The 13,850-nt window shown below is 34.5% G+C and carries 10 protein-coding genes; 5 read left to right on the top strand and 5 right to left on the bottom strand.

Annotated features, from left to right (window positions below):
* The first annotated feature begins 73 nt into the window (after positions 1-73).
* The gene (locus tag MKS83_RS18295) at positions 74-2,503 is read left to right on the top strand and encodes a DUF5916 domain-containing protein (RefSeq protein ID WP_240580800.1); all 2,430 of its coding nucleotides are present in this window, start codon (positions 74-76) and stop codon (positions 2,501-2,503) included.
* A 297-nt stretch (positions 2,504-2,800) separates the two neighbouring features.
* On the opposite strand, the gene MKS83_RS18290 is transcribed toward MKS83_RS18295, so the two are convergent.
* The 4 genes from MKS83_RS18290 to MKS83_RS18275 form a co-directional block, all read right to left on the bottom strand.
* A complete protein-coding gene (locus MKS83_RS18290; protein WP_240580799.1) occupies positions 2,801-3,445 on the bottom strand; it encodes a response regulator transcription factor in 645 nt (214 codons plus the stop codon).
* Positions 3,442-5,163 (bottom strand): sensor histidine kinase, encoded by a 1,722-nt coding sequence (locus MKS83_RS18285; RefSeq protein ID WP_240580798.1) that lies wholly within the window; start codon positions 5,161-5,163, stop codon positions 3,442-3,444. The genes MKS83_RS18290 and MKS83_RS18285 overlap by 4 nt, the downstream gene beginning before the upstream one ends.
* A gap of 92 nt (positions 5,164-5,255) precedes the next feature.
* Positions 5,256-6,266 carry a phenylalanine--tRNA ligase subunit alpha gene (gene pheS, locus MKS83_RS18280; protein ID WP_240580797.1) on the bottom strand — a complete coding sequence of 337 codons (1,011 nt, stop codon included), beginning with the start codon at positions 6,264-6,266 and terminating at the stop codon, positions 5,256-5,258.
* A gap of 129 nt (positions 6,267-6,395) precedes the next feature.
* The gene (locus MKS83_RS18275; RefSeq protein ID WP_240580796.1) at positions 6,396-7,055 is read right to left on the bottom strand and encodes a YceI family protein; all 660 of its coding nucleotides are present in this window, start codon (positions 7,053-7,055) and stop codon (positions 6,396-6,398) included.
* Positions 7,056-7,139: 84 nt separating this feature from the next.
* Here MKS83_RS18275 and MKS83_RS18270 point away from each other — a divergent pair, with 84 nt between their 5' ends.
* Positions 7,140-8,075: a sulfate/molybdate ABC transporter ATP-binding protein gene (locus tag MKS83_RS18270; protein WP_240583203.1), complete on the top strand. Its 936-nt coding sequence runs from the start codon at positions 7,140-7,142 to the stop codon at positions 8,073-8,075.
* A 211-nt stretch (positions 8,076-8,286) separates the two neighbouring features.
* Here MKS83_RS18270 and MKS83_RS18265 read toward each other — a convergent pair whose 3' ends face one another.
* On the bottom strand, positions 8,287-8,619 hold the full coding sequence (locus MKS83_RS18265; RefSeq protein ID WP_039364616.1) for a zinc ribbon domain-containing protein YjdM: 333 nt from the start codon (positions 8,617-8,619) through the stop codon (positions 8,287-8,289).
* Between the two features lie 163 nt (positions 8,620-8,782).
* On the opposite strand from MKS83_RS18265, the gene MKS83_RS18260 reads away from it, so the two are divergent.
* The 3 genes from MKS83_RS18260 to asnB all read left to right on the top strand — a co-directional run bounded on the left by MKS83_RS18260 (position 8,783) and on the right by asnB (position 13,811).
* The gene (locus tag MKS83_RS18260; RefSeq protein ID WP_240580795.1) at positions 8,783-9,988 is read left to right on the top strand and encodes an RsmB/NOP family class I SAM-dependent RNA methyltransferase; all 1,206 of its coding nucleotides are present in this window, start codon (positions 8,783-8,785) and stop codon (positions 9,986-9,988) included.
* A 170-nt stretch (positions 9,989-10,158) separates the two neighbouring features.
* Positions 10,159-11,823: a GLPGLI family protein gene (locus MKS83_RS18255; protein ID WP_240580794.1), complete on the top strand. Its 1,665-nt coding sequence runs from the start codon at positions 10,159-10,161 to the stop codon at positions 11,821-11,823.
* A 314-nt stretch (positions 11,824-12,137) separates the two neighbouring features.
* A complete protein-coding gene (gene asnB, locus MKS83_RS18250) occupies positions 12,138-13,811 on the top strand; it encodes an asparagine synthase B (RefSeq protein ID WP_240580793.1) in 1,674 nt (557 codons plus the stop codon).
* Positions 13,812-13,850 lie beyond the last annotated feature (39 nt).

Raw genomic sequence — 13,850 nt, 5'->3', positions numbered from 1 at the left:
TTCATTATTTCTGATTACGAATGTAATACATTTTAAACATCGGTTGTCATGAGTATATAAGCCTAAGAACATCATGAAAACCAAATTGCTTTTCACCTTATTATTATTTTCCTGCTTCATGTATTCGCAGAAAAAGGAAGACGACCATATTGTAAGAAAAAAAATACTCATTACAAAAACCTCATCTTCACCAAAAATTGATGGAATTTTGGATGATGCAGTATGGCAGAATGCTCCCATTGCAACCAATTTCATCGAGAGAAATCCTAATAACGGAAAACCACAGGCTGATTCCATAAAAACAGAAGTCAGAATTTTATATGATGATACCGGTATTTATTTCGGAGCACAAATGTATGATCCCACTCCCAATAAAATTGCTAAAGAACTGACGGAAAGAGACGGAATCAACAACGATGATTTTTTTGGTGTGGCACTTAACGGATATAATGACAAACAGCAGAGCTTAGAATTTGTAGTTACTGCAGCAGGCGTTCAGTTTGATGCCAAACTCACCACAGACGGTGAAGATGACACCTGGAATTCCATTTGGTATAGCGGTGCAAAAATCAATGAAAAAGGCTGGGCTGTAGAAATGAAGATTCCGTATTCAGAACTCAGATTTCCTAAAAGCAATGTTCAGGAATGGGGAATGAATATATTCAGAAGAATACAGAGAATTAAAGCATCTTATGACTGGAATTTCGTAGACAATGCCAAAAACTCTTATACTCTTTTTGATGGCGTTTTACAGGGAATTGAAAACATCAATCCTCCTACCCGATTGTCTTTCACTCCTTACTTTTCCACCTATGTCAATAGTTTTGACGGTAAAACCACATCAAGCTTTAACGGTGGAATGGATGTAAAATACGGAATCAATGATGCTTTTACTTTCGATATGACCCTGATTCCCGATTTCGGACAGGCCAACTTTGATAATTCCATTTTAAATCTAACCCCTTTCGAACAGCAGTTTTCCGAGCAGAGAACTTTCTTTACGGAAGGAACAGAATTATTCAGCAAAGGAGGAATGTTTTATTCGAGAAGAGTTGGAGGAGAACCGTCACGTTATCCCATAACCAGTGACAATGAAGAAGTCACGGAATATCCTGCAAAAGTAAAATTATTTAATGCTTTCAAAATTTCGGGAAGAACGAAAAAAGGACTGGGAATCGGCTTTTTCAATGGAGTCACTCAGAAAATGGAAGCTTCTATTTTTAATCATGAAACCGGAGAAACAAGAAAAGAAGTGGTAGAACCATGGACGAATTATAATGTATTGGTTTTTGACCAAAGGTTTAACGGAAATTCTTCCGTATCATTAATTAATACAAATGTTACGAGAGACGGAAATTTCAGGGATGCGAATGCAACAGGACTTCTCTGGGATCTCAACAATAAGAAGAATACGTATAAAACTTTCGGAAGCCTTAAAGGAAGCTGGGTAATGGATGAAGGAACAAAATTCGGAACAAAAGCAGAAATCGGACTGGAAAAAATTGCAGGAAAGCACCGTTTCAGCCTTAATGGCAATTTAACGACAAAAGATTGGGACATCAATGATGTTGGATTTTCAACAAAAACCAATTTCGCCAATTATAATGCCTGGTATGGTTACAGAATTCTACAGCCTACCAAAACCTTCAATAATATTTATTTAAATTTTAACCTGAATTATTATCATAGATTAGAACCTTTTATCTTCCAGAATTTTATTTTCAATCATAATAATAGCTTTACGGACAAGAACTTTAGAAATTTCGGTGGCGGAATTGAATTTACACCTTTCGGTCAGAATGATATTTACGAACCCCGTACTTTTGGTAGACATCTTAAAGTTCCCGGATATTTTGATTCCTGGGTTTGGTTTGAAAGTGACAGCCGAAAAAAACTGCAGTATAATTTCACGATAGATTATTACGCGTTTGACGAAAAGGGAAGAAATCAGGTATTTACCAACTTCGGACTTCGTTACCGATTTTCTGATAGATTCAATGTAAACTGGAGTTTTAATCCTAGTTTCAGTAATAATGAAACCGGCTTTGCTGGGAAAAATGACACCGATATTTTCATCGGAAGAAGACAAAGAAACACCTACGAAAATGCATTGACTTCTAAATATACTTTTAATGAAAAAACAGCGCTTACTTTAACATTCAGACATTATTTTTCTGATGTTACCTACAAACAGTTTTATACTTTAAATCAGGATGGAAGTTTGGCCGAAACCGATCTTTTCAATAGAAATTTAAACGGAACTTATAACGCCTGGAACGTCGACCTAAGATTTTCATGGTGGTTTGCTCCGGGAAGTCAGCTGACATTACTCTATAGAAATGCCACTTCAAATTATCTTGAAACGTCAAGATTGAATATGACAAAAAATTATGACGTGCTTTTCAGTGAGCCAACTGTAAATAACTTTTCATTAAAGCTTACCTACTTTTTAGATTATAATCGCGTGAAAAGCTGGTCGAAGAGAAAGAATATAAAAAGCTAATAACCGAAGTAATTTTTTATGATATAGTTTTTAATTACGTTTTGTTTCTTAGGTCAGTAATTAAAAACAAAGCCTCCGAAAATTTCGGAGGCTCATTTTTTTTCTTCATTTGTGTATTCGATCTTGATTTTTTCTCATCATTTGTGTTTATAGAATCAAAAACAATATCAAATACATTCTTACAATATAATTTTCTTTCTTTATGTTGATACAAAGATAACAACAGTAAAAAAGAAAAACCTCACAAACAATGTAGATATATTTCGTATGGCTCGTAGATATTTATCTACAAAACTATTACTGATTGTTTTTTATCAGTTCTATAAGCTCCACCAGATTTTCAATTTCAAGTTTATCAAATATCCTTTTCTTAACCGTACTTACCGTATTTTGCTTAACGTCCAGTTTCCCTGCTATTTCCAGATTTCCCAAGCCTTCAGCATACATTTCGGCAATCTGCAGCTCTCTTTCTGTTAAAGCCGACAAAGGGTTGATCAGCTGAGGATTTTTTATTGAACTCTTTAATAATGCCTGAGTAAGCGGAGAAATATATTCTCCAAAGTCAAGCATTTTCCGGATGGCCTGTTCTATTTCTTCTTCCTCATTCATTTTACTTAGAAAACCATCTGCTCCCGCATTTAAATATCTAAGCGAATAGGTACTTTCATCAATCCCTGTAAAAATCAGGATCTTCATTTCCGGTCTTATTTTTTTGAGTTCTCCCAAAACCGAAAGACTATTGCCATCGGGAAAATGAGCATCAATGATAGCAATATCTATGGGATTCATTTTAACAGATTCCAAGAGTTGTTGCAGATTGGATGCCTGAAAAATTTCATGCTCCAGTTCAAAATCTTCCAACAAAAAAATAATACCCTGCCTTATCAGACTGTGATCGTCTGCCAATAGAAAACGGGTGGTTGTAATATCTGGTGAATTCATGCAGTAAGATTTAGATTAACTGTAAAAACAACTGTTGTGCCTTTCCCCAGTTCGCTGGATACTGATATGTTTCCGTTGTACAATTCAACAATTTCTTTACACAAACTCAATCCAAGACCTGCACCCAAATTTTCAACATCTTCGGATAAAACTCCCTGATAATAAGGTTCAAAAATTTTCTCTATGTCAGAAGGGGAAATTCCACTTCCGGAATCTTTTATTGCAGCAGTTAAAGAAACTATATTTTTATTGATTGGTTGTTCTACCCCTACTGTAACTTTAATCTCTCCATTCTCCGTAAATTTATTCGCATTCCCCAGAATATTCATAAAAACCTGATTGATCTTTCGGTGATCAGAAAAAACAACAAGATCCGGATTGATATTCTCTTCAATAATTAATTTATTATTTCTCGTTTCGATATAAGGTTCAATGGCATTTAAAATGGATGTGATTTCGTTTTTAAGATTAAAAACTACCGGATTCAGCTTACTTTCCACCGCCTGATTTTTAGTATATTCTAAAATCTGGTTAGCCTGAATAAGCAATGCATTGTTGGTGAAACTTATAGATTTAAGGTATTCCTTTATGTTCTTATCATCCGTTCTCTTATTAATTCTGTTAATAAAAAGGTCGATTATTTTTAATGGGGATCGCAGCTCATGGCTCAGCATTCCTAAAATTCTGTTTTTAAAATTCAGGTTTTCCTTTATCTGTTGATTAGCTTCATTCAGTTTCCGTTCATAAATAAATGCGATTCTTGTCAACAACATTATTAAAATTGAAACAATAAACATCAGAATCATCGCCCCGAATATCAGATATTTTCTAACCTGATTATTTTTTGAATTCTGTTTTTCATATTCCTTTTCAAGACTCGATTTAGATTCTTTAATAGCAGATTCATAAATATTCATCAAGCCATTGCTATATACCAAAAGGTTGCTGAACATTGTATAAATTTTATCCCTATCAGTCTTCCTGTTAGTAACATTCACCTGAATTTTCTTCACTTCTCTGGAATAATGATTGTTTACTACATTCATGATACTGTCAAAATCCGATTTCATTAATGAAGAAACTGGAACCTTTCTTTGCTTCAGGGTAACCACAGTACTGTCTTTACGAACCGTTTCCTTGCCGGATATCGCATCTCCCAACCTTCCAAACAATCCTTTCTTTTTTACAGTGTCGGTATATGTTTTGGTTTCTAAATCAAACTTATCAAAATGATATTCCGGCGTATACTTCTGTATTTTAAATGAATTATTATTCGGTTTAAGATTAGATTCTGTAGAAAATTGATATGTGGAATCAATCATCTCTTTTAATTTTTTGATCTGTAATGAATCTTTTTTCTGTAATGCTAACGTATTTTTTAACTTTACATACTTATTTTCATAATAGCCAATGCTATCCAGATTTTTCCCCAGCTTACTTAATGATGTAAGGTAAGAATTTAAAAAAGTACTGTCATTACTCGTTACATATTTTTGAAGATAATCCTGCGCATTCAGAAGTTCTTTTCTGGAATTATCCGTTAATCCTTCTAATACCCGAACATCCTTTAACTGGTTTTCAATAAAAGCCAGATTTTTCTTATGAATAAACTCATTATAAAAATATCCTGCTATCAGGAGCTGTATCAACAAAATACATATAATAAGCGCATAATGAATTGTTTTCCTTGACTTAACGTTTAACGATTCTACAAGCATTTTTTCCCACTGTTTTTTTGTAAAAATAAAATTAATAAAAAATCCTGTAAATTAAATTTTTACAGGATTTGATTTATTTAAGTTTAATTTTTTTATAATGTTTTAAACTGCTCCAAAGTTCTGATATCATTCTCAAAGAACATTCTGATGTCGCTCATTTGGTAAAGAAGCATTACAATTCTTTCAATACCCATTCCGAAAGCATACCCTGAATATTTATCGGCATCAATGTTTACGTTTTTCAAAACGGCAGGGTCTACCATTCCGCAACCCATAATTTCCAGCCAGCCTGTTCCTTTGGTAATTCTGTAATCCGTTTCCGAATTCAGTCCCCAATACACATCAATTTCAGCACTTGGTTCTGTAAAAGGGAAATAAGATGGTCTCAGTCTGATCTTAGATTTGCCGAAAAGTTCGGTTGTAAAGAACTGAATGGTTTGTTTTAAATCTGCAAAACTTACATTCTCATCAATATACAACCCTTCGATCTGATGGAAAATACAGTGTGAACGAGAAGATACCGCTTCATTACGAAATACTCTTCCAGGAGATAAAATCCTGATTGGTGGCTGATTTTCTTCCATGTAACGGATCTGTACCGAAGAAGTATGCGTTCTTAATAAAATATCCGGATTCTGTTCGATGAAGAAAGTGTCCTGCATATCTCTTGCCGGATGATATTCCGGAAGGTTTAGCGCCGTAAAGTTATGCCAGTCATCTTCAATTTCCGGTCCGTCTGCCACAGCAAAACCGATAGATTTAAAGATTTCAATAATTCTGTTTTTCACCAAATTGATCGGATGTCTCGAACCCAGATCCAATGGGAAAGAAGGTCTTGTTAAATCTTCTTTCTCAACAATAATAGAGGATGCTGAAGCATTTTTTAAATCCTCCAACTTTACATTCACAGCCTGTTTTAAAGTATTGATCTTCTGTCCGAATTCTTTTTTCTGATCGTTCGGAACTTCTTTGAATTTTTCAAAAAAATCGTTCAGAATTCCTTTTTTACCGTTAAACTTGATTCGGAAGTTTTCAATTTCTTCTTTTGATGTGGTACTGAAGCTGTTTACTTCAACTAGTAATTCTTCTATCTTTTCTATCATTGTTTTACCCTTTCAAAATGTTTTGCAAAAATACGATTTTTCAACGGAATAATTTTCCTTAAACTGTTAAAAAAAATCTGCCTCTTTTCGGAGGCAGACTATAATCTTAATTTCTCTTAAATAAAAAAATTATTTTTTTTCTAAAGCTTTTACATTAATCTGTAGTGTTACCTCATCTTTAATTACCCCGTTTTCAGCAGGTGCCTGAAATTTTATTCCAAATTCTTCCCGCTGTATATCCTTAGGTTCGGTTGCTATACTCACTATTCCGTCTTTTACGGATACGTTCGCTTTAAAAGCAATAGGTTTGGTAATTCCTTTAATGGTTAAGTTACCATCCAAAAGCGTATTATAATCCCCTTCTGCTAAAGGAGTAATCTTTGTGATTTCATAAGAAGCGGTAGGGAATTTTTCAACTTCAAAAAAATCGCCGCTTTTAAGATGACCATTCAGCTTATCCAGTTGATCGGCATCATCTTTTAAATCAACAGATGTTAAGGAACTCATATCTGCTACAAATTTCCCACTTTCAAGCTTTTCATCTTTTATCGTAACATCTCCGCTTTCAAATTTTATCGTTCCGAAATGGCTTGTATTTTCAGATTTTAAAATTTTATATCCTTTCCATTCTACTCTACTGTTCAGGGTATCCAGAATAAACTGATGACCATCTTTTGTGGTAGTAATTTCATTGCTTTCACTTGTCAATGGTTTTTCTTTGTTACAGGATACAGTAACAGCGGTGATCAAAAAGGTGGGAATTGCCAATAAAAACAGCTTTTTCTTCATTTTCATAAATTTTCTTTACTACAGCTAATATAATAAAAAATCTTTGTTCCCTAAAACGTATCATTTCATTACATTTGTAGTATGATGCTATTAGAAATAAACAATTTATACTTCTCCCATACAAAAGAAAAGCCTCTGTTCCAGAACCTTAATCTGAGATTTGAAGCCGGCAGAATAATTGCTCTGGCCGGGGAAAGCGGATGCGGAAAATCAACATTGTTAAGTTTGATGTATGGTCTTTTGGATTGGGAAAGCGGAGAGATTATTTTTGATGGCAAAAAACTATTTGGCCCTAAAGGAAACCTGGTTCCCGGAGAAGCTGATATGAAATTTGTTGCTCAGAACTTCGACCTGATGCCTTACGCGACCGTTGCCGAGAATGTAGGAAAATTTATTTCCAATATTAATCTAGCACAAAAGAAAGAAACGGTTGCAGAACTTCTCGAAGTAGTCGGACTTTCTGAATACGCCGATGTTTTACCCAAATACTTAAGTGGAGGACAGCAGCAAAGAGTTGCCATCGCAAGAGCGCTTTCTGTTTTACCAAAATTATTGATCTTAGATGAACCTTTCAGCAATCTGGATTTCCCCAGAAAGATTGAGCTTCGTGAAAAGCTATTTTCTTATGTGAAACAGAATAATATTTCTTTAATTATTTCTACGCATGAACTTCAGGATATTATTCCCTGGCTGGATCAGATTATTGTGCTTCAAAACGGACGGTTGATCCAAAATGATAGCCCTGAAGAAACTTTTAGAAGTCCTTACAACGCCTATGTTGCCAAACTTTTTGGGGAAGTGAATATATTTAATGAAAAAGAAATTTCCGATTTCAGTCTAAAAAAATTCTCTTATTATCCGAAAGAAATCAGTATTTCCGAAAATGGTATTGAGGCAGAAGTTTTAGAAAGCAGATTTGCCGGAAATTACTATTGGAATAAAGTAAAAGCGTGGAATAAAGAAATCATTTTATATACAGATGAAAAGCTGAACACTTCTGTCAACATTTCATTTATTTAAACATTGCAACCCTCACATTTCCTTCTACTTATACTGTTAAAATTTTAATAAAAAAACTACAAATATAAGAATCGGATGTAAACTTTTCTTACATTTGTAGTTCCACAGCATAAGGAAATTTTTGGTTAATTCTCTTTCTGCCCTAAAGACAAAATTAGCAATCCTGCAATGAGTCTTTGAAAGATTACACTGTCCAATTCTTTCCTTTTTTTTATGCTTTCTTCACAAATTCTGATTTCAAAGCCATAGCTCCGAAGCCATCAATTTTACAGTCAATATTATGATCGCTGTCTGGTCTTAGACGGATGTTTTTCACTTTAGTTCCTGCTTTTACCGGTTTCGGTGCTCCTTTTACCGGAAGATCTTTCATTACGATCACGGAATCTCCGTTTTGCAGTTCATTACCATTAATATCCAAAATTTTATCATCATTTCCGGCTTCTGCAGGATCCCATTCGTGGAAACACTGGCTGCAAACCATCAAACCATCCTGCTCATAGGTAAATTCTGAGCTGCATTTCGGACAAAGTACAGTATCACTCATATTTTTAATTTTTTGCAAAGGTAGGATTTTAAAACGAGTTGTGAGTTTCGCGATACGAGTTTAAACACTGTTCTTAATGAGAATCCCGAAACCAAAAACACAAAACCCGTATCTCAACTTAAATTCGTATTTTTGCAGATTCAAAATAGCAGAACCCAATTTTATGGAACTTATTCACAGAAACTTAGCAATCGGAATTCACGATGCTTTACAGGAAACATTTTTCGAGAAAAATAAATATGCCGATAAAGTAATCGAAAGGCTTTTAAAAGCCAACAAAAAATGGGGCAGCCAGGACAGAGCCGTTGTTTCTGAAATTTTCTATAATATCATCCGTTGGAAAAAACGTCTGGAATACTATATGGGTGAAGGGGTAAAGCCCAATAACATCTACAAGCTTATCATCGCTTATCTTCTTTGGAGCAAAACCAATTATAAAAAGTTTGAAGAATTCGACGGGATCAAAATTGCTGATATTCTAACTAAGCTTAAAAAGAACACTGTTCCTACAAAAGCAATAGAGTACTCCATTCCGGATTGGTTGGCTGAAACCTTAGAAAAAGAATTAGGCTCAAGATGGGAAAAAGAAATGCTTGCCTTAAATGAGCAGGCTCCGACTGTATTAAGAGCCAACACTTTAAGAACCACCACAAAAGAGCTTATTTCGGATCTTTCCGATGAAAATATCGTTTCCTATCCTATCAAAAATTATCCTGATGCTGTTCAGCTTGAAGAGAAAAAGAACGTTTTTCTTACTACAGCTTTCAAAGAAGGATTATTTGAAGTTCAGGATGCTTCTTCGCAAAAGATCGGGTATTTCCTTGATGTAAAAGAAGGACAAAGAGTTGTGGATGCATGCGCAGGTGCTGGTGGAAAAACCCTTCATTTAGCTGCATTAATGCAGAATAAAGGACAGATCATTGCTTTGGATATCTTCGACTGGAAACTAGCAGAATTGAAACGCCGTGCAAAAAGAGCCGGGGCTCACAACATTGAAACGCGTTTGATTTCTGACAATAAAGTGATCAAAAGACTTCATGAAAAAGCAGACAGATTGCTAATTGACGCTCCATGTTCAGGACTTGGCGTTTTAAAAAGAAATCCGGACAGCAAATGGAAAATTGACCAGGCTTTTATTGACAGAATTAAAATTGAGCAGCAGCAAATTCTTCAGGATTATTCTAAAATGCTAAAAAAAGGAGGAAAGATGGTGTATGCAACCTGTTCTATCCTACCTTCTGAAAACAACTTACAGGTTGACGAATTCATTAAAAATAATCCGAATTTTAAGATGATCAAAGATGAAAAAGTAATGCCAAGTGAAGGTTACGATGGGTTCTATATGGCTTTGATCGAAAGAGTTTCTTAAAATAAACGAAATACAATATATAAACTACTCTATTTTTTAGAGTAGTTTTTTTTGTTAATACGTAACATATCTAAATTTTTTATACTAATTAGGTTATAAGTATAAAATTCACAAAGAATAATCTTCATATCAATTAAAAATTATCTTTGTGAAAAATCCTGTTTTTAATTATGTATCGAAGAATTTTATTAAGTTTTTTCACCTTTTTATGTTGCCTTACTTTAGCGCAGACTTATGAAGTACAGTATATGAGTTCCTACAACGGAAAGACATTAACTGATCAGTCTCCGACATTGGTTTGGGCCAACGAAAAGGAAAATTTCATTTTAAATAATAAAATCCGTGAACAAAAAGCTGATTATCCATTTGAGCTTACTAAAATTGAAAAACCTTCAAATACAATTGTTTCTTATGCTTTTTTAAAACCTAATGAAACGATTTCAGCCTCCGATACAGAATCTGTAGGAAAACAAACCTTTGAATTCACCAATGAAACAAAGAAAATTTTAGGTTATACCTGTAAAAAAGCAGTTACTAAAATCAATTCAAATACCATTGAAGTCTGGTATACCAATGAATTAAAAATCCAGGGTGGACCTTCCACAATAGGACAAAATCTGGGATTTGTTTTAGAAATTGAAAGAAATAAAAACTCTTTGATCACAGCAAATTCCATTAAAAAAGTAAAGAAAACTGATATTAACAATATTATTAAAAGTTCTATTACTTCCACAGATCAGTTAGGATATAAAGACCTTCTCTGGAAAAGCAGATTTACAACATTGAAGGTTTTTGATAATGAGACCATCAATTTTTCTGATGCTTCAAAATCTGACGAAAGCATAAAACGATTTGCCAACGGAACCATTATTCTTAAAAAGATCAAGTTCCCAAAAATTACTGAAGGTGAAAATATTTTCGTTGAATTAAAACAACAATCAAACGGCGATGCCTACGACAGAACGGGAACTGTATTTTTTATACCTCAGGATAAATCTCAATCTTTCTTTGACGGATTAGAGAAAGGAGCAAAAACACTTCCTGTTTATGATAACGGCAATGGGAAACAATATTTCGGAGTCGTCGCTACTGAAAATTATAATCCCGCAGTTGAAATGATGAGATTTTTTACCGCTTTCGGAATCAACAAATTCAATCATATTCAGTTAAAAGATAAAAACTGGCAGACTATCAGTCCTTATCGCCAGGATATTACAGATCTGAAACCTTCTTTATCGGAAAAAGAGTTGTGGATCGGTACATTTATTGGAAATTATGACAAAGGAGGTCACAAAGTGAGTCTGGAAATCACCATTCACAAAAGCGATCAGACGGTTTATAAAAACAATACGGTGATTCCTTTGTTTAATACTTTGAATATTATGGAAATGGCAGGACAGGATTATTCTACCATGTTTAATCAGGATAAAGGGCTATTTGTAGAATTTACTTTGAAAAAAGATTTGAAAAATGCGCAGTTGAGATATATTACAACGGGACATGGCGGTTGGGAAAACGGTGACGAATTTGTCCCTAAGACTAACTCCATTTTCCTTGACGGTAAAATGACCTATTTTTTTATACCGTGGAGATCAGATTGTGGCTCTTACCGACTCTACAATCCTGCATCAGGAAATTTTGCAGACGGGCTTTCTTCTTCAGATTTAAGCAGAGCAAACTGGTGTCCGGGAACGGTTACCAATCCCAACTTTATTCCGCTTGGAGATTTAAAAGCCGGAAAACATACCATTCAGGTAAAAATTCCACAGGGCCCCACAGAAGGAACAAGTTTCAGCTCATGGAATGTTTCAGGAGTTTTGTTAGGGAATGAATAAAAAAAACCTTCTTGCAGGAGTCCCTGCAAGAAGGTAAAAACACAAATGATGAAAAAAAATTATTTCGAAGAACAAATAAACAACAAAAAAATATTAAATTAATTATCATAGATTAATTTTTTTTTAGTTTTTATTTCGTAAATATTAACAGCTTTCAATTAAAATTTTTCTTTAAAATAAAACAAAATTTTATTTATATAGTAAATTTTAAATTTTTTAATTTAAAATTGAATAAAAAATAAATCAATTAAACTTTTTTATTTGTTATTTTTAAACAACCCATTTACATTTGTCACATATAAAAAAAATAAAAAATGTGTGGAATTGTATGCTTGTTTGATGCTAAACAAAAAACCGAAATTTTAAGGCCTCAGGTTCTGGAAATGTCTAAAAAAATCCGCCACAGAGGTCCTGACTGGAGCGGTGTATTTCAAAATGATAAAATAATTTTCTCTCACGAAAGATTAGCGATTGTAGATCCTACTTCCGGGAAACAGCCATTATTTACTAAAGACGGAAAAGTTGTTTTAGCAGTAAACGGAGAAATTTATAATCATCAGGAGTTGAAAAAAGAATTTCCTGATTATGAATTTCAAACCCAGTCAGACTGCGAGGTTATACTGGCTCTTTATAGAAAATACGGGAAGGATTTTCTTGAAAAACTCAACGGGATTTTTGCTTTCTCTTTATACGATATCGAAAACGACATTTATCTTATTGCCAGAGATCATATGGGAATCTGTCCGTTGTATCACGGTTGGGATAAAAACGGAAATTATTATGCGGCTTCAGAATTAAAAGCCCTGGAAGGAGTTTGTAAAACCATCGAAACTTTCCTTCCCGGACATTTTGTGTACAGCAAAGATGGAAGTGACCTTCAGCAATGGTACCAAAGAGATTGGGAAAGCTTTGATTCTGTAAAAGACAACGAAACTGATATTGCAACATTAAGAAAAGGGCTTGAAGATGCGGTCCACAGACAACTGATGAGTGATGTTCCATACGGAGTTTTACTTTCCGGCGGATTAGATTCTTCTGTAATTTCTGCGATTACCGCAAAATTTGCAAGACAAAGAATTGAAAGTGGAGATACGCAGGAAGCTTGGTATCCCAGATTACACAGTTTTGCAGTAGGATTAGTAGGATCTCCGGATCTTGCAGCCGCAAAAAAAGCAGCTGAATATATTGGTTCTGTTCATCACGAGGTAAACTTTACCATTCAGGAGGGTTTGGATGCTGTTCGCGATGTAATTTATCACCTGGAAACTTATGATGTTACCACGATAAGAGCATCAACTCCTATGTATCTTCTGGCGAGGGTTATTAAATCCATGGGAATCAAAATGGTTCTTTCAGGAGAAGGCTCTGATGAGTTATTTGGCGGATATTTATATTTTCATAAGGCTCCGAATGCAAAAGAATTCCACGATGAAACAGTAAGAAAATTGGGAAAACTTCACCTTTATGACTGCTTAAGAGCCAACAAAGCTTTAATGAGCTGGGGAATTGAGGGTCGTGTTCCTTTTCTGGATAAAGAGTTTATGGATATTGCCATGACTATCAACCCTAAAGATAAGATGATTGATACTGCCGAAGGCAAAATTGAAAAATGGGTTCTAAGAAAGGCTTTTGAAGACATTCTTCCTGAATCGATTGTATGGAGACAAAAAGAACAGTTTTCTGACGGAGTAGGCTATTCCTGGATCGACACTTTAAAAGCAGTCGCTGAAAAAGAAGTTTCTGACGAAATGATGATCAATGCAAAATTCAGATTTCCTTTAAACACCCCTCAAAATAAAGAGGAGTACCGTTACAGAACGATTTTCGAAGAACATTTTCCGAGCGAAACAGCTGCGGCAACAGTACCTTCTGTTCCTTCTGTGGCTTGCTCCACTCCCATCGCATTGGAATGGGATGAAGCTTTCAAGAAAATGAACGACCCAAGCGGAAGAGCCGTAAAAGTACATGAAACATCTTATGACAACTGATGATGAGTTATAAGTTATTAAGTATGAGTTAAATTAACC

Origin of the sequence: Chryseobacterium sp. Y16C (assembly GCF_022488405.1) — a bacterium.
In the GTDB taxonomy this organism is placed as follows: domain Bacteria; phylum Bacteroidota; class Bacteroidia; order Flavobacteriales; family Weeksellaceae; genus Chryseobacterium; species Chryseobacterium geocarposphaerae.
The sequence above is the reverse complement of the archived record's forward strand: the minus strand, read 5'-3'. Positions and strand labels throughout refer to the sequence as shown.